Consider the following 18,546-nt stretch of genomic DNA (forward strand, 5'->3'; position numbering starts at 1 on the left):
GTCCGTGCGAACTGACGCTAGCGAGAAGTCCAGCTCTTGTAAATGAAAATCGTTTCCATTAGCTTGGGTCTTGGCCGGAACGGACCGTGACGCGAGGGGGATGCATTCAGGTGGCACAGGAACGCACGGACGAGGGCATGGATCTGCCGGGAGCAGTCGGCGAACTTCTGGGACTGCGCTCCGAGGAGATCGACGACAACGTCCACCTCATCAACCTCGGGCTGGACTCACTGGCGATGATGCGACTGGCCGGGCGATGTCGGCGCGCCGGCCTCGACATCGGATTCGCGGATCTCATCGCCGAGCCGACACTCGCGGCCTGGCGGCGAATCGTCGCCGAGCGGCGTACCGAGGGCCCGGCTTCCGCGACGGCTCACGTGGACGAGACGGAGCCCTTCGAGCTCGCTCTCATGCAGCACGCCTACTGGGTGGGGCGGGCGGATGGGCAGCAACTCGGCGGTGTGGCAGCGCACTTCTACCACGAGTTCGACGGCCGGGACGTGGACCCGTCGCGTCTGGAGGCCGCGGTACGAGCCGTCCTCGCGCGGCACGGCATGCTGCGCGTGTGCGTCCTCGACGACGGGCGCCAGCGCATCCTGCCCGAGAGTCCCTGGCCCGGACTGCTCGTGCACGACCTCCGGGACCTCTCCGCCCCGGACGCCGAGCAGCGCCTCGCCGGCCTGCGTCGCGACCTCTCGCACCGCCACCTGGACATCACGGCCGCGGAGGTCCTCGACGTGCAGCTGTCGCTGCTGCCCGACACCCTGCGGTCGGGCGGCACGCGGCTGCACGTCAACCTCGACATGGTCGCCGCCGACGCGCTCAGCCTGCGGGTGCTGCTCGCCGACCTCGCCCGCGCCTACGCCGACCCCGCGACACCCCCGGCCGAGCTCGGCTACAGCTTCCCCCGCTACCTCGCCGAACGCCGCGCCGCCCGCGAGTCGACGGCCCGCAAGGCCGCGCTGGAGGCCCACCGCGCGTACTGGCAGGAACGGCTGCCGGATCTGCCCGCCGCACCCCGACTCCCGGTCGCCGCAGGGGACGCCGAGGCCGTCACCGTCGTACGACGTCATCTGCACCTCGATGCCGAGCGCACCCGGCGCTTCGAGCAGGCCGCACGCCGGCACGGTCTGACCCCCGCCATGGCGCTCGCGGCGGTGTTCGCCGAGACGCTGCAGGCGTTCAGCGCGGATCCCGACTTCCTGCTCAACCTTCCGCTGTTCGACCGCGAGCCGCTGCACGACGACGTGGCCGCACTCGTCGGCGACTTCACCGCGTCCGTACTGCTGGCCTGGCACGGAAGGACCCCCGGTACCTTCGCCGAACGCGCCGCCCGCCTGCAGGAGCGCTTTCACCAGGATGTGGCGCACGCCGGGTACTCGGGTGTCGAGGTGCTGCGCGACGCCTCCCGGCTGCACGGCGAACGCATGCTCGCGCCCGTCGTCTACACCAGCGCTCTGGGCCTGGGCGAACTGTTCGCGCAGGAGGTGCGGGACAGCTTCGGCGAGGCGTCCTGGATCATCTCGCAGGGACCGCAGGTCTGGCTCGACGCGCAGGTCACGGAGATGGGCGGCGGGCTGCTCGTGAACTGGGACGCCCGCGAGGACGCATTCGCGCCGGGCGTTCTGGATGCCATGTTCGCCGCCTACGGCGGTCTGCTCGACCGGCTGCTGCACGACCCGGCGGCGTGGGCCGAGCCTGTGCCGTCGATGCTGCCCGACGCGCAGGCGCAAGTGCGGGCAGTGGTCAACGACACGGAGTGGTGGCCGGACGACGTGCGCCTGCACGACGGATTCTTCGCGCGGGCGGCGATCGATCCCGACTCGCCCGCGCTGCTGTGGGGCAGTGGTGAGTCACTCACCTACGGCGAACTCTCCTCGCGCGCCCTTGAGGTGGCAGGTCACCTGCGGACCCGCGGCGTCGGCCCAGGTGATCTGGTGGCCGTCACCCTGCCCAAGGGCCCCGACCAGATCACCGCGGTGCTCGGTCTCCTGGCCGCGGGCGCCGCCTACCTCCCCCTCGGCATCGACCAGCCCGCTGCCCGTCGCGAGCGCATCCACACCGCGGCCCGCATACGCCTCGTACTCGACGACATCACCGTGCCGGACAGCACCCAGCCCCTTCCCGCACCCCTCCCCGGCAGCCCGGCCGACCTCGCATACGTGATCTACACCTCGGGCTCCACCGGAGAGCCCAAGGGCGTCGAGGTGACGCACGCGGCCGCCGTCAACACGGTCGCGGACCTCAGTGATCGTTTCGGTATCGGGTCCGCCGACCGGACCCTGGCCCTGTCCGCGCTGGACTTCGACCTGTCGGTGTACGACGTCTTCGGCACCCTCGCGGCCGGCGGCGCACTTGTCTGCGTCGAGGAACCCGCTCGCAGGGATGCCACCGTCTGGGCGCATCTGGTCCGCACCCATGGCGTGACTGTCGTCAACTGCGTACCGGCTCTTCTCGACATGCTGGTCACAGCGGCGGGCAGCAGCGGACTGCCCACGGTGAGGCTCGCGTTGCTCGGCGGCGACTGGGTGCCGCTCGACCTGCCCGGCCGCGTGCGGACGGTCGCACCGGACTGCCGCTTCGTGGCGCTCGGCGGCACTACCGAGACCGCCATCCACTCCACCGTCTGCGAGGTGGGCGAGGTGCCCGCCGAGTGGGTGTCGGTGCCGTACGGGACACCGCTGCGGGGCGTCCGGTGCCGTGTCGTCGATCCGCTCGGCCGCGACTGCCCGGACTTCGTGCCCGGCGAGCTGTGGATCGGCGGAGCCGGAGTGGCGTGCGGTTACCGGGGTGATCCGGTCCGCACGGCCGAGAGGTTCACCGAGGTGGACGGGGTGCGCTGGTACCGCACCGGCGACCGTGCCCGCTACTGGCAAGACGGCGGCCTGGAGTTTCTCGGCCGTGCCGACCATCAGGTCAAGGTACGCGGGCACCGCATCGAACTCGGCGAGATCGAGGCCGCGTTGGCCGCGCTGCCCGGGGTGGAGAAGGCCGTGGCGGTCGTCGGCGAGGACCGGCGTCTTGGCGCCGCCGTCACTGGTGTCGCCGATCCCGCGCAGTTGCGTGCCTGGGCCGCAGAGCGACTGCCGGCGGCGATGGTGCCGGAACGCGTCGTCGTCCTGGCCGAGTTGCCGCTCACCCCCAACGGGAAGATCGACCGGAAGGCGATCGCGCGGCGGGTGGCGGAATGCGGCGCCGCAACCACCCGGGCCGTCACACCGCCCCGCGACGAGCGCGAACGACGGATCGCCGAAGCATGGTCGGCTATCCTCGGCGTCGGTGACATCGGACGCGAGGACGACTTCTTCGCCCTGGGCGGCGATTCGCTGCTGGCCACCCGCCTCGTCGCACGGCTGCGTACCGGGGGATGGGGAGAAGTACGCCTCGCCGACCTCTTCACGCACCCCGTGCTCGCCGGGTTCGCCGCACGGCTGCGCCCTGACGGGACGGGCCGCACCGAGCGGGCGGTGACCGCCGCCCCCGAGCACCGCCACGAACCGTTCCCGCTCACCGACGTGCAGCGTGCCTACTGGATCGGGCGCGGCGAGGACTTCACGCTGGGCGGCATCGGCTGCCACTTCTACCGCGAGTACGACGTCGAGGATCTGGACGCAGGACGGCTGGAAGCGGCCCTCAACCGGCTCGTCGAGCGCCACGAGATGCTGCGTGCCGTCGTTGACGACAGCGGCGAGCAGCGAATCCTGGCCGAGGTGCCGCGGTTCACCGCCGAGATCACCGATGCGGGCCCCGATGCCGAGGCCGCCTTCGCCGAACTGCGTGAGACCGCCTCGCACCAGGTGTTCGATCCCGCCGTCTGGCCGCTGTTCGCCGTACGCGGGGTGCGCGTGGGAGGTCGTACACGACTGGGCATCGGCATCGACAACATCGTCCTCGACGCGCTGAGCATCCTCGTCTTCTACGCCGAACTCGCCGCGCTGTACGACGATCCCGACGCCGAACTCCCGTCCGTGGACGTGTCGTTCCGCGACTACATCTGCTCCACCGCCCCCCACCCGGAAGCCATCGCCTCGGCCCGCGACTACTGGACCGAACTGCTGCCACAGCTGCCTCAGGCCCCGGCGCTGCCGCTGGCCAAGGACCCGTCCACCGTCGAGCGCCCTCACTTCACCCGCCGCGAGGCCCGCATCGCACCGGATCGCTGGCAGGCCCTCACCGAAAGGGCCCGTGACCACGGACTCACCCCCTCCGGTGTGCTGCTCACCGCCTTCGCCGAGGTGCTCGGCCGGTGGAGTACCCGTCCGGAACTCACCCTGAACCTCACCCTGTTCGACCGCCGTGACGTACATCCCGACATCGGCCATGTCCTTGGTGACTTCACCTCACTGATGCTCGTCTCGTCCCGCCCGCAGGCCGGGGACAACTGGCTGTCGCGGGCCCGCCGCGTTCAGGAGGAACTCTGGCGCTCCCTCGACCACCGGGAGGTCTCCGCCGTCTGGGTGCTACGTGAACTGGCCCGTCGCAGCGGCGAGCCCGAGTTGACCATGCCCGTCGTCTTCACCAGTGCGTTGGGGGTGGGCGGCGAGACTCCGCGCGCGCCCTTCGACCGGCAGGTGTGGGGCGTCTCGCAGACCCCGCAGGTGTGGCTCGACCACCAGGTCACCGAGGACGGCGACGGTGTCCGCCTCAACTGGGACGTCGTCGAGGAACTCTTTCCCGAGGGCTGCGTCGACGCGATGTTCGACGCCTATCTCCAACTGGTGGACTGGCTGGCCACGGGCCCCGGCTGGACCGTACCCGCCCCCGATCTGCTGCCCGCCCCGCAGCGCGCCACCCGTGCGACCGTCAACGCGACCGGCGCCGGCGTGCCCGGCCTGCTCCACCGCGACTTCTTCCGCCGCGCCGCCGACCAGCCGCACCGCACCGCTCTCGTCCGCGACGACGGCGAACGGACCGAACGGATGACCTACGGCCAACTCGCCGACCGAGCCCTGCGACTCGCGACCGTGCTCGCAGAGCGCGGGGTACGGCGGGGCGAGACGGTCGCCGTCTGCCTGCCCAAGGGCCCGGACCAGATCGTGGCCGTGCTCGGCGTGCTGGCCGCCGGGGCCGCGTACGTGCCGGTCGGCGTCGACCAGCCGCGGGCGAGGCGCGAGCGCATCCACCGCCTCGCGGGCGTACGCCTGGTCGTCGGCGAGGCGGAGACGGCCCCGACCGAGGGAGTCCAGGCGGTGCCGGTCGACGCGGCGCCCTCGACGGACGTGGCCGCCGCCCCCGTCGACGTACCCGGCGACGCACTCGCGTACGTCATCTTCACTTCCGGGTCCACCGGCGACCCCAAGGGCGTCGAGATCACCCACCAGGCCGCCGCCAACACCGTCACCGACATCAACGAGCGCTACGGCGTGACGGAGTCGGACCGGGTGCTCGCGGTGTCCGCGCTGGACTTCGACCTGTCCGTGTACGACATCTTCGGGCCGCTGTCGGCCGGGGGCGCGCTCGTCCTCATCGAGGAGGAGGACCGGCGCGACGCGCGACGCTGGCTCGACCTTGTGCGCCGCCATCAGGTGACGCTGTGGAACACCGTCCCCGCCCTGCTCGACATGCTGCTCACCGTCGCCGAGGGCGCCCAGCCGCCCGACCCGCTGCGGCTCGTGCTCGTCTCCGGCGACTGGGTGGGCCTCGACCTGCCCGGCCGGCTCGCCGAACAGTGCCCGTGGTGCCGGTTCGTCGCGCTCGGCGGTGCGACGGAGGCCGCGATCTGGTCCAACGCCTGCGAGGTCGAGGCGGTCGACCCGGAATGGCACTCGATCCCGTACGGGCGTCCGCTCCGCGGCCAGCGCTTCCGCGTCGTCGACGCCCACGGCCGCGACTGCCCCGACTGGGTCCCCGGCGAGCTGTGGATCGGTGGTGCGGGGGTGGCCCGGGGCTATCGCGGGGCGCCCGAGCTGACGGCGAGGCAGTTCGTCGCCGAGGGAGCGGACCGCTGGTACCGGACCGGCGACCTCGGACGCTACTGGCCAGACGGCACCCTGGAGTTCCTCGGCCGTGCCGACCACCAGGTCAAGATCCGCGGTCACCGCATCGAACTCGGCGAAGTCGAGGCGGCATTGCAGGACGCGCCCGGCGTGGGGCGTGCCGTCGTCACGGTGACCGGGGAGGGCGCGGCACGCCGGTTGGCCGCCGCGGTCGTTCCGGCCCCCGGCTCCGCACAGGGGAGTGTGCCCGACGCGCAACCGGGGGGCTCGACACGGGAGTTCCGTGAGCGTGCCCGTCGGGTGGAGAGCGCGGCGGCGGAGTCCTTCCTGACTCGCCTTCTGGACCTGCACGCATGTGCCGGGCAGCCCTCAGGTCTCGCTCCCGCACAGTGGGCAGCCCTTCTGGAGGTCGCCGAGGAGCACCTGCCGGTTCTGCGGCTGTGGCTGCGCTGGCTCGCCGAACGCAAGGTTCTCGTGGAGGACGGGGGAACGTACGCCGTGGGACCCCGGCTGGGAGACGCCGAGGCGGAGGGCGCACAGGACGCCTACGGAGTTCTGATCACCCGCGCGCGTCAGCGCCTGACCGAACGCCTCGGCGACTTCCGGGACATCCTCGCCGGGCGCCTCCCCGCCACCGTGCTGCTCGAGGACGACGTGCTCGCTCCGGCGCGACTCGCCGCCGCCGACCCCGGCAGCGAGCGCGCGATGGACGAACTCGCCCGCCGGATCGACAAGTTGGCCACCGAGGCAGACGGGCCCATAGAGCTCGTGGAACTCGGCGGTGGGGACGGCAGCGGCGCCGAACGCCTCCTGGGCAGGATCGCCCCCGGGAAGCTGCGCTACACGCTGCTCGACAGTGATCCGGCCCTCGTCGAGGCGGCCGAGCGCCGACTCGCGGCCTCGCCACACAAGGTCACCTGCCGGCGGCAGCACGGCATCGTCGTCCCCGATGACCTGCGGCACCGCTTCGACGCCGTCGTGGCCGACCAGGCACTGCACCGCAGCCAGGACCCGTCCCACGGGCCCGCCCTGGCCGGGCTCCTTGCCCGACGCGGTGGCGTCCTGCTGGCCGTCGAACGGTCCGAACTCACACCGGTCGCCCTGCTCACAGCCGCCCTGTTGGACGGCGGATACGCGCACTTCGACCGCGAGCGGTGCACCGCGGGCACGCCGATTCTGCCTCCGGCGCGCTGGGCCGAGCTGCTGGCCGGTGCCGGATTCTGCGGGGTTGCGCATCAGCCGCTCGCAGACTCCTTCGTCGAGATACTGACGGCCCGCAGGCCCCAGGACGCCGTCGACCTCGATCCGGCCGCACTGCGCGACCACGCGGCGGCCAGGCTGCCCGCGCATATGGTGCCGGAGCAGATCACCGTGCTGCCGTGGCTGCCACTCGGCGCCAACGGCAAGGTCGACCGCGCCTCTGTCGCCGCGCTCGCCGCGGCGGGGCGGGACGAGGACCCGGACGAGCCACCGCAGGGCGAGCTGGAGCAGGCCGTGGCGACCATGTGGGCGGACCTGCTGGGCGTGTCGGCCGTGGGCCGCCGGCAGAGCTTCTTCGTACTCGGCGGCGACAGCCTCCTCGCGACCCGCTTCCTGACGCTGGCGGAGCAGCGGTTCGGGGTGCAGCTGCCGCTACGGAGGCTGTTCGCGGGGCCGACACCGGAGCGGGTCGCGCACGCCCTCGCCCAGGAGTCGGCACAGAGCGCGGAGACCGAGGAGGGCGCGCTGTGATCGGCGTACTCGGGGGATACGGCGCCGTCGGCGGCCATGCGGCGCGGCTGCTGGCCCGGTGGGGGGCCGGGCCCCTGCTGATCGGCGGCCGCGACGACGTACGGGCCAAGCGGTTCGTCGCCGCCCACCTGGCCGGTACGGAGGCGGAGGCGACCGCCGTGGACGTCGACGACGCGGCCTCGCTCGCCGCGTTCGTCCGAGGCTGCGACCTCGTCGTGCACTGTGCGGGCCCCTCGCACCGCACCTCGGAGCGGGTCACGTTCGCCGCGCTGATGGCGGGAGCCGACATGGTCGACGCCGGAGGCGGCGGGCGACTGGACCGCGTGCGGACGGCCGTCGGGGAACGCACCGCGCTGTACGACGCCGGGGCGCTGCCCGGTCTTTCGGGGCTGCTGCCCCGCTGGCTGGCAGCCGAACACTTCGACTCGGTGCACGGACTCACCGCGTATGCGGGAGTGCTGGACCGCTTCACCGAGACCGGCGCGCACGACTACCTCGACGGGGTGCTCGACGGCACGACCGAACCCCTTGCCGCCTGGCGGAACGGTGCCCGGCGCGGGGGCGCTCTGCAGAGGCTGACCGGGCAGCAACTGCCCCACTTCGCAAGGGAAGTGGTGACCCTCCCGTACCTGGATGCGGAAGGGGAGCGGCTGGCCCGCGACCTGTCGCTCACCCACGGGAACTGGTTCACGGCGGTCGACGGCGAACACCTGGCCGCCGCGCTCGACGCGGCCCGCTCCCTCGACCGGGCCGACGCCGTGGCCGCCCTGTGCCGGGCCGCCGCGCTGGACACCGCCGGCCGCAGCACGTACGTCACACTCCTCGCGCAGCTCGACGGCACCCGCGCGGGCCGGACCGTGACACGCACGGCGATCCTGCGGGCGCCGGGCATCTCACGACTCACCGGCGCCGTCACAGCCGTGGCCGCACTGGCGGCCCTGCGCGGCGAGGTGCCGCGCGGCACCCACCGCGCCGACACCGCACTCGACCCGAGGTCCGCCGTCGCGCGCCTGCGCGCCGAGCCCGGGCTGTGCGACGTGACCGTGCACGACACGGCGATCTCGGAACTCGCCACGATCGAGGAAGGCGCACTGTGAACACGCGGCTGAAGACAGTGGTGTGCGGGACCACGTTCGGGCAGTTCTACCTGGCCGCCCTGGCCGGCATGCCCGCCGACTTCGAGATCGTCGGTGTGCTGGCCGCGGGCAGCGAGCGGTCCGTGGCGTGTGCCGCGCGGCACCGGGTACCGCTGTACACCGACGTCGACCAGCTGCCCGACGACGTGGACCTCGCCTGCGTCGTCGTCCGCTCCGGAGTCCTGGGCGGTGTCGGCACCGACCTGGCGCTACGGCTGCTGCGGCGCGGCGTCCACGTCGTGCAGGAGCAGCCCGTGCACCACGACGACCTGGTCGCCTGCCTGCGCGAGTCGCGCAGGAACGGCGTGCGGTACCGGCTCGGCGATCTGTACGTGCGGCTGCCGGAGGTCCGGCGCTTCACCGAGGCCGCCCGTACGGCCCTCGCCCGGCAACCCGTGGCATACGTCGATGCCGCATGCGCCTCGCAGGTCGCCTTCCCCCTGCTGCACATCCTGGGAGAGGCACTCGGCGGTCTACGGCCCTGGCAGGTGAAGGCTGCTTCCATCGACAACGGCGGTCCCTTCGCGGTCCTCACCGGCACGATCGCCGGCGCACCGCTCACACTCCGCGTGCACAACCAGGTCGACCCCGACGACCCCGACAACCACCTGCATCTCCTGCACCGCGTCACCCTCGGTACCCCCGGAGGCAGCCTCACCCTGACCGATCCGCACGGCCCGGTGCTGTGGAGCCCGCGCCTGCACATCCCGGAACCGGTCAGGAACCGCTTCGACTTCGATGCTCCCGGCACCGAGCACCTGGACGAGCCGAGCACGTCCCCGCTGGGCGCAGCCGGTCCGCCCGACTACCGGCACCTGCTGCGCGAGCAGTGGCCGGCCGCCATCGGCGCGGACCTCAAGGCGGCACGCGCCGCGATCCTCGGCGACCCGGATGCCGAGCGGCCCGACCAGTACCACCTGACGCTGTGCCGCATGTGGCAGGACCTGACGAAGGAGCTGGGCTATCCGACGCTACGACCCGGGCAGTCCCATCAGCCACTCCGCACGGAGGAGTTGACCAGCGCGGGATCCGACCTGCGTGAACTCGTGCGGTACGCCACGACCGCGGCCGACCGCCGCGCCGGTACGGTCGATCCCCGCCTGGCCGACGACTTCGTACGGCAGCTCGACGAGGCGGTGCTCGCCTCGATGCTCGCCGCGCTGCAGCACTCCGACGCACTGAGTGACCCCGGGCGTACACAGACCGCCGAAGAGGTACTGGCCTCCGCCCGCGTGGCGCCGCCATACCACACGCTGATCCGGCGCTGGCTGCGGATCCTCGCCGACCGCAAGGTGATCGAGCGGGACGGAGACGGATTCCGCGGCGCCTCGCCCGTGGATCCCGCCACGGTGGGCCGGGCCTGGGACACGGCCGCCGCCGCCTGGCAACGCGGCCTCGGCACACCCGAGTTCGTCACCTACCTGCGACGCAACGCCGAGCGGTTGCCCCAGTTGATGACCGGCGAGCAGCAGGCGGCGCTGCTGCTCTTCCCCGAGGGCCGCACCGAGGTGGCGGACGCCGTGTACCGGGACACCATCACCGCCCGGTACCTCAACACCGCCGTGGCCAGTGCCGTACACTCCCTGGCCGCGGTGCGCGACGCCGCCCGCCCGCTGCGGATCGTCGAGGTCGGGGCGGGGACCGGAGCAACCACGGAGGCCGTCGCCCAGGCCCTCACGGAGAACGGACCCGGCAGGCCGCCGGTCGACTACCTGTTCACCGACGTCTCGCAGTTCTTCGTCACCACGGCCAAGGAGCGCCACGCCGGGCACCGCTGGATCCGCCACGGCCTGTGCGACATCGACAAGGACCCGGTAGCCCAGGGGCTCGAGCCCGGCAGCGCGGACGTCGTCATCGCCGCCGGCGTCCTGAACAACGCGCGCGACACCGACGCGACAGTGCGGTCACTCGTCGGACTGCTCGCCCCGGGCGGCCATCTGTTCATCACCGAACCGACCCGCGAACACCTGGAGATCCTCGCCTCCCAGGCGTTCATGATGACCGCCTCCGAAGACGCCCGACGGACTTCCGACACCACGTTCCTCTCCCGTCGGCAGTGGCTCGACGTCCTGGCGGGGGCCGGAGTCGGAGATGTCGTCACCGCGCCGGACGAGGACCATCCGCTGGCACCGCTGGGACAGCGGCTGTTCGCGGCCCGTATCAACTGATCACGTCGGGGGAGAACACCGTGCTGAGATGCAGCCACGTCCTGTGCAAGGTCGACGACGTCCGGTCGGTCGTACGGGACTACACAGAGCTCGGCTTCACCATCGAGTGGGGGAGCGCGCCCGAACGCGCCCACAACGCGCTGGTGTGGTTCGAGGAGGGGCCCTTCATCGAGTTCTTCCAACTGCCGCCTTTCTTCCGTCTGTTGAAGTGGCCCATGAGTGCCGTCAACGGTGTGGCGGCCGGAGAGCGGCTGGTGCGCTGGGCCTGCCCGGGCGAGGGCTGGCGGGACCTGGCGCTGGAGACCGACGACACGGAGCTGGCCGGCGTTCATTCGGCGCTGCGCGCCGGCCAAGTCCGCGTCTCGCGCGTCATGAAAGGCCGCCGCACCCGGCCGGACGGCGACCGCGTGCGCTACCAGTTCCTCGCCGCCCGCCCGGCCGGGCTGCCGTTCGTCGTCTCCGCCTACGACCCGCCGCAGCGCCCCGCCGCCGTGCACCACCCGAACGGCGCACGGCGTATCACGCGCGTGCGCATGGGTGTGGCGGACCATGACCGCGCCGCCTTCGACGCGCTCACCGCCCATGTGCGCGGGGACGGTCTGCTCGCCGTGGAGGGGGCCGAGCGTACGGGCGTCATCGCGGCCGAACTCGACGGGCTCACACGTCCGTTGGACCCGTCCCGGCTGCACGGCGCGGTCCTCACCTCGCCCGCTCGGAAGGAGTGACCGGTGACAACTGCTGCCGTGACCCTCCCGGGATTCCGCGGCCGGATCCTCACGCCGGGCACCCCCGGCTACGACCGCGCCCGCCGTGTCCGCAACGCCCGCGTCGACCGCCGGCCCGCCCTGATCGCCCGCTGCGCCGACGTCGACGACGTGATCGCCGTCCTCGCCCACGCACGCACCTCCGGTCTGCCGGTCGCCGTCCGCGGCGGCGGAGCCAACGTGGCCGGCTGGGGCACCTGTGACGACGGCATCGTCCTCGACCTCGGAGCGATGAAACGCCTCGACGTCGATCCCCTGTCCCGCACCGCTGTCGCGGAGCCCGGCCTGACCTGGGGCGAATTCGACGCCGCCACCCAGGAGTTCGGGCTCGCCGTGCCCGGCCCGCGCAACACCGACGTCGGCATCGCCGGCCACACTCTCGGCGGCGGCGTCGGCGACCTGTCCCGCCAGTACGGGCTCACCAGCGACAACGTCACGTTCTTCGAGCTGGTGACCGCCGACGGAAGACACCTCAGGGCGGACGCCGAACATCACCCGGATCTGTTCTGGGCGCTGCGCGGAGGCGGCGGCAACTACGGCGTCGTCACCCGTTTCGGCTTCCGGCTGCACCCTGTCAGGGGCGTCGTCGCCGGAGCTCTCGTCCATCCCGCCTCCCAGACGCGCACAGCCCTGCGCACGGCCCGGGACTGGCTGGCCAGGGCACCCGACGCTGCCTCACTCGTCGCCGTCGCCTGGACCGCGCCGCCGCTGCCGTTCGTGCCCGAGCACCTGCACTTCGAGCGGTGCGCCGTTCTCATCCCGAGCTGGTTCGGGCCTCCCGAGCAGGCCGACGAGGTGCTGGCACCCCTGCGGTACGGCGCCGCCCGCCCGATCGCCGACGGCGTCACCGAGCTGCCGTACGCCGCCTACCAGCGACTCCTGCCGTCCCCGCCCGACTTCGCCCGTCAGCACGTCTACAACCGCGGCGAGCTCCTCACCGAACTGACCGACGCCACGCTCGACGGGATCCTCGGCCACTGGGAGTCCGCGGGACCGAACTTCTCCGTCGTGCTGGGGGCGCTCGGGGGCGCCATTTCCCGGGCTCCGGCCGGACCGACCGCGTTCACGCACCGCGGCGCCCAGTGGTTCGTGGAGATCTGCGCCCAGTGGTACGGCACCGCCGACTCCGGCGAGCACCTGGAGCCGGCCCGTACCGGCTGGCAGGCACTCCAGGACGTCGCCGATGGCCCTTACGTCAATCTGCTGCCCGACCCGGAGCCGCAGTGGGTGCGCGCCGCGTACGGAGACGCCACCTACGCGCGGCTGGCCGGCCTGAAGGACGTCTGGGACCCGGACAACCTCTTCCGCTTCAACGCCAACATCCCGCCGCTCGCGGCCGGGGCCAAGGAGACCGACCGATGACCATCGCATCCACCCCGGCCGCGCTGATCGCACACCTGCGGCAGGCGGGCGTACAGCTGTGGGACGAAGACGGCACCCTGCGCTACCGCGCCCCGAAGGGGACCCTGAGCGCCGGGCAGCTTCAGGCGCTCAAGGACCACAAGGCCGCCGTACTGGAGTGTCTGCGAGCCGAGGCGCGGCCCGCCACGCTCACACCCGACCCGGGGGCACGCCACGAGCCGTTCCCGCTGACCGACGTGCAGGCCGCCTACCTGCTGGGCCGCAACGAGGTCTTCGAATACGGCGGCGTCGCCTGCCACGTCTACCTCGAAGTCACCTACCCCGACCTGGACCCGACCCGCGCCGAGGACGCCTGGAACCGGCTCGTCCAACGCCACGACATGCTGCGCGCCGTCATCGATCCCGCGGGTCACCAGCAGATCCTGCCGACCGTGCCGCGGCTCACGGTGGCCGTGACCGACGCGCGGGGAGCGGACGCGGAGGCCGCGTTGCTGCGGGCACGCGAGGAGATGGGCCATCGCGTGTACGACAGCACCCGCTGGCCTCTGTTCGACCTACGCGTCACCCGCACCGACGCCCGGGCCGTCCTGCACCTGTCGATGGACTTCCTGATCGCCGACTGGGCCAGCATCTGGCTCCTGCTCGCCGAGTTCGAGACCCTGCACGCCGACCCGGCCGCCCAGCTCCCGCCTCTCGACGTGCAGTTCCGGGACTACCTGCTCGCCGAACGCGGCCTGCGGGAGTCCCCGGCCCACCAGCGCGACAAGGACTACTGGTCGGCGCGGCTCGACACGCTCCCGCCCGCCCCCGACCTGCCGCTCACCGAAGCCGGAGCACGGCAGCAGCCCCGCTTCCGCCGTCGCTACCTGAAGTTGGACAGGGCCGCCTGGGAGCGTCTGAAGGACCGGGCCGGGCGCCGGGGCCTCACCCCGTCCTCCGTCGTCCTCGCCGCCTACGCCGCGGTGATCGGCCGCTGGAGCCACGGTCCGCGCTTCTGCCTCAACCTGACGGTGCTCAACAGGCTGCCGCTGCACGAGCAGATCGACCGCGTCGTCGGCGACTTCACCACCGTCAACCTCCTCGCCGTCGAGGCGGCGAACGGCGCGCCCTTCGCCGAGCAGACGCGCACCCTCGCCGGTCAGCTCTTCGACGACCTCGACCACCGCCTGTACTCCGGCGTCGAGGTGCTGCGCGAGCTCGCCCGCAGGCGCGGCCGGGATGCCGCCCTCATGCCGGTCGTGTTCACCAGCGCCATCGGGCTCGGCGACGCCGGCACCGGCAAGCGGGCCGAGGGCCGTCTGGACGGCTTCGGCATCACCCAGACCCCGCAGGTGTTCATCGACTGCCAGGCCATGGACGACGCGGAGGGCCTTCAGGTCAACTGGGACGTCCGCGACGGGGTCTTCCCCGACGGTCTCGTGGACGACATGTTCGACGCCTTCGACACGCTGATACGCGGCCTCGCCGACTCCGACGGACTCTGGGACACCGCTGACGTCGTGGCGCTGCCAGCGTGGCAGGCAGAGGAACGCCGCCGGGCCAACGACACCTCCACCGACCTGCCCGACGGCCTCCTCCACCACCGCGTGCTCGACCAGGCCGTCCGCACCCCTGACCGGCCGGCCGTGATCGGCCCCTCCTCGGTGCTGAGTTACCGCGAACTCGCCACCCGCGCCACGACCGTGGCCGAGCGACTCAGGGACGCGGGCTGCGCCCCCGGTGAGCGGGTGGCGATCGTCATGGACAAGGGACCCGAGCAGGTCGTCGCGGTCCTGGGCACCCTGCTCGCCGGTGGTGTCTACCTTCCGGTCGACACCGCGCAGCCGGCGCTGCGCCGTGCCGCCCTGCTCGCCGACGCGGACGTCCGGCACATCCTCACCCAGTCGTGGCTGGACGCCGACTGGCCCGAGGGCTGTCGGGTCGCCGCCGTGGACACGCTAGTGCCGCGTCAGGCAGCCGAAACCCCGCCCGACGGCGACCCCGACGTACCCGCGTACGTCATCTACACCTCGGGCTCCACCGGCCGTCCCAAGGGCGTCGTGATCAGCCACCGAGCCGCGCTCAACACGATCACGGACATCAACCGCCGCTTCGGCATCACCGCGGACGACCGCGTCCTGGGCCTGGCGGGTCTCGGCTTCGACCTGTCCGTGTACGACATCTTCGGCCCGCTGTCGGCCGGCGGCGCCCTCGTCCTGCCCGACCCGCAGCGGCGCACCGACCCCTCCCACTGGGCCGGCCTGATCGCCGCACACGGCATCACCGTCTGGAACTCCGTACCGGCCCTGATGCAGATGCTCGCGACCTACCTGGAGACCGAGCCGGACCTCGACCTGTCCGCACTGCGACTGGCCCTGCTGTCCGGCGACTGGATCCCCGTCACCCTGCCCGGCACACTGGCCGGGCACCTGCCGGACCTGGACGTCGTCGCGCTCGGCGGCGCCACCGAGGCGGCCATCTGGTCCAACTACCACCGCTGCAAGGGCAGTTACGCGGGCAGTCGCAGCATCCCGTACGGCCTGCCCCTCGCCAACCAGGGATTCCGGGTGCTGGACGCGGAGCTGCGGGACTGCCCGGTGTGGGTGGCCGGCGAGCTGTACATCAGCGGTCACGGACTCGCCCAGGGCTACCTGGGAGACCCGGAGACCACCGCCCACCGGTTCGTCACCCATCCCCGCGATGGTCAGCGCCTGTACCGCACCGGCGACCTGGGCCGCTATCTGCCCGGTGGCGAGATCGAGTTCCTCGGCCGCGAAGACACCCAGGTCAAGCTGCGCGGGTACCGCATCGAGCTCGGCGAGATCGAGGCCGCGCTGCTGGAGCACCCGGCCGTGTCCGCAGCGGCCGTCGTCGTCGACGGTACGGGCGAGGAACGGGCGCTCCTCGGGGCCGTCGAGGCCGCGCCTGCCGAGCGTTCCGCCGAAGGGGCCGCCACCCTGGCACCCGCGGTGCGGGGGGCCGCCGACGCCGCCGTCCCCGGAGTGGGCCGTGACCGCGTGTCCACCCACGTCGACGCCTTCGACGCGGCCGTGCTGGCGTCCATGGCCCGCACGTTGGGGGAGTTGGGCCTGTTCCCGGCCGCCGGCGACAGGGAGGTGCGGGATGCGGGGATCGAGCAGCGCCACCACTGGCTCGTACGGCGCTGGCTCGCCGTCCTCGACGAGCGGGGCACCGGCCAGGTCGACGACCGCACCGTGAACGCGCTGTGGAAGGAAGCCGAGGCGGCCTGGAGCGACGACGTCGCTTCCCGTGACTTCCTGGCGTACGTGAAGAACCACGCCGACCGACTGCCGGAACTGCTGACCGGCCGCCAGGACCCGGTCGAACTCCTCTTCCCCGAGGGCGACTTCGACACCGCGCACGCGCTCTACCGCCGCAACGCCACCGCCCGCTATCTGAACCGGGCCGTCGCCGGCGTCCTCGAGCACATCGCCGCCGAGCACCCCGCCGACAGCCCGCTGCGCGTCCTCGAAGCAGGTGCCGGCACCGGAGGCACGACCGAGGACGCCCTGGCGGCGCTGGCGGACCGGTACGGCATCTACCACTTCACCGATGTGGCGGGCTTCTTCCTGCCCGAGGCCAGGCGTCGCTTCGGCGACCGTGACCGCCCGGAGATACGCTTCGGCCTCTTCGACGTCGACAGCGACCACCGAGCCCAGGGGCTCGCCCCGAACGCGTACGACGTCGTACTCGCAGCCGGAGTGCTGGAGAACGCCCGCGACATCAGGGCATCCCTCGCCAGGCTGGTGGAACTCGTCGCTCCACGCGGCTGGTTGATCCTCACGGAACCCACCCGCGAACACCCGTGGATCCTGGCCTCCCAGGCGTTCATGATGACTGAGCCGGAGGACGAACGGGCCCTTGGCGGCCCGTCGTACCTCGACCGCGAACGCTGGCTGGACCTGCTGGCCCAGGCCGGCGCGGAGCAGGTCCTGTGCCTGCCCGACGACGCTCACGCACTCGCTCCGCAGGGCGTCCATCTGTACGCCGCGCGGATGAAGACCGACCGGGCGTACGTCACCGAGGCGGACCTGGCCGCGCACCTGCGCGACCGTCTGCCCGCCCACATGATCCCGTCGCACCTCCAGATCGTCGACGCCCTTCCGCTGACCGGCAACGGCAAGGTCGACCGGCGCGCGCTCCAGGGCTGGCGGCCCACCTTCACCGACACCGCACCCGAGCAGTCCGCACAGGCGCCGGCCGACGCCTTCGAATCCCGCCTCGCCACCTTGTGGGCGGACGCGCTGCCCAGCGGACGCGTCGGCCGCACCGACAGCTTCTACGACCACGGAGCCGACTCCCTGATCATGGCCAGGATGGCCGGCCGCCTGCGCGAGGAGGTCCCCGAGGCGGCCGGCATCCCCTTCGACACGCTGCTGCGCCAACTGCTCAATCACCCCACGCTCGCCGACCTCGCGGCCTTCCTGCGCACCAGCGGAGAGACCGGAGCCCAGCCCGCCCTCCGCCGCGCCGCCACCGGCAGCAACGCCGCCCTGATGTCCTTCAGCACCACCGGGGAAGGCCCCCTGCGCGTGATGTTCCACGCCGGACTCGGCACCATGGACTGCTACCGGCCGCTCGCCGCCCGCCTCGTCGAGCAGGATCTCGGCCCGGTCCTCGGCATCGTCATCGACGACACCGAGCGCTACCTCTCCCAGGATCCGGCCACCGTCATCGAGCGCGCCGCCGACGACTACGCCGAGCGGCTCATCGCCGAGGGGCACGACCGTGTCCAGCTCATCGGCTACTGCCTGGGCGGCCTGTACGCCACCGAGGTCGCCCGGCGCCTCGACGAACGCGGCGTGAACGTCGAGGACCTGACCCTGATCAGCAGCCATCCGGTCGTGGTCGACGTCGAGGACGACCTGATGATCGAGGTTCTGTTCGTTCCCAACCTGCACATCTCGCTCGACAGCACCGGATTCGGCGACATCGACGCGGACACGGTCGTCCGCGGCTTCATGCACGTCATCGAGCAGAACGGGGGAAAGGTCCCGCTCGGTGCGCTCGCCGAGGTCGGCGGGGATCCTGATCTCGACCGGGCCGGGGAATTCTTCCGCAGGCTCGGCTCGCACACGCGCGAGGAGCGGTTCGCCGCGTACGCCCGCACGGCCACCGAGTCGAGCGGCGAGGAGATGCCGCCGGAGATGGTCGCCGCGATGTTCCGGGTCTTCCGGCAGAGCTTCCTGTCGGCCCGTTTCACCCCGCCCCCGTACGCGGGCGACATCCGCTTCCTGCTGCCGCGCGGCGCCTCCGGCTTCGCGCCGGGCATGGACGACACGACGCTCGCCTTCTGGCGTGACGTGTGCATCGGCGACCTTCCCGTCACCGGCATCGACGGCAACCACTTCAGCTGCATCGAGGAGCCGAACGTCGCCCATGTCGCCGACCTCGTGGCCGCCCCGCTGCGCGCGCCGCACAGCCGCTGACCACACCCAGGAGACCGCGC

At 72.3% G+C, this 18,546-nt stretch carries 6 protein-coding genes; all 6 read left to right on the plus strand.

Features of this window, described 5'->3' with window-relative positions; all coding sequences use genetic code 11:
- Window positions 1-110: 110 nt before the first annotated feature.
- The 6 genes from ACIGEZ_RS20215 to ACIGEZ_RS20240 are packed head-to-tail and all read left to right on the plus strand — an operon-like array spanning window position 111 to window position 18,526.
- On the plus strand, window positions 111-7,667 hold the full coding sequence (locus ACIGEZ_RS20215) for an amino acid adenylation domain-containing protein (protein WP_399832887.1): 7,557 nt from the start codon (window positions 111-113) through the stop codon (window positions 7,665-7,667).
- On the plus strand, window positions 7,664-8,764 hold the full coding sequence (locus ACIGEZ_RS20220) for a saccharopine dehydrogenase NADP-binding domain-containing protein (RefSeq protein ID WP_399832888.1): 1,101 nt from the start codon (window positions 7,664-7,666) through the stop codon (window positions 8,762-8,764). The genes ACIGEZ_RS20215 and ACIGEZ_RS20220 overlap by 4 nt, the downstream gene beginning before the upstream one ends.
- Window positions 8,761-10,971, plus strand: a complete 2,211-nt coding sequence (locus ACIGEZ_RS20225) for a Gfo/Idh/MocA family oxidoreductase (protein WP_399832890.1) — start codon at window positions 8,761-8,763, stop codon at window positions 10,969-10,971. Before ACIGEZ_RS20220 ends, ACIGEZ_RS20225 begins: the two co-directional genes overlap by 4 nt.
- Before the next feature lie 20 nt (window positions 10,972-10,991).
- The gene (locus ACIGEZ_RS20230; RefSeq protein ID WP_399832892.1) at window positions 10,992-11,696 is read left to right on the plus strand and encodes a VOC family protein; all 705 of its coding nucleotides are present in this window, start codon (window positions 10,992-10,994) and stop codon (window positions 11,694-11,696) included.
- Between the two features lie 3 nt (window positions 11,697-11,699).
- Window positions 11,700-13,097: an FAD-binding oxidoreductase gene (locus ACIGEZ_RS20235; protein WP_399832894.1), complete on the plus strand. Its 1,398-nt coding sequence runs from the start codon at window positions 11,700-11,702 to the stop codon at window positions 13,095-13,097.
- A complete protein-coding gene (locus tag ACIGEZ_RS20240) occupies window positions 13,094-18,526 on the plus strand; it encodes an amino acid adenylation domain-containing protein (RefSeq protein ID WP_399832896.1) in 5,433 nt (1,810 codons plus the stop codon). The genes ACIGEZ_RS20235 and ACIGEZ_RS20240 overlap by 4 nt, the downstream gene beginning before the upstream one ends.
- Window positions 18,527-18,546: the final 20 nt, after the last annotated feature.

It is taken from the genome of Streptomyces sp. NPDC085481 (assembly GCF_044541845.1).
Classification (GTDB): domain Bacteria; phylum Actinomycetota; class Actinomycetes; order Streptomycetales; family Streptomycetaceae; genus Streptomyces.

Bases quoted from the DNA above. Each gene is read 5' to 3' on its own strand.
- ACIGEZ_RS20240 (WP_399832896.1), top strand. From the start codon at position 13,094: ATGACCATCGCATCCACCCCGGCCGCGCTGATCGCACACCTGCGGCAG.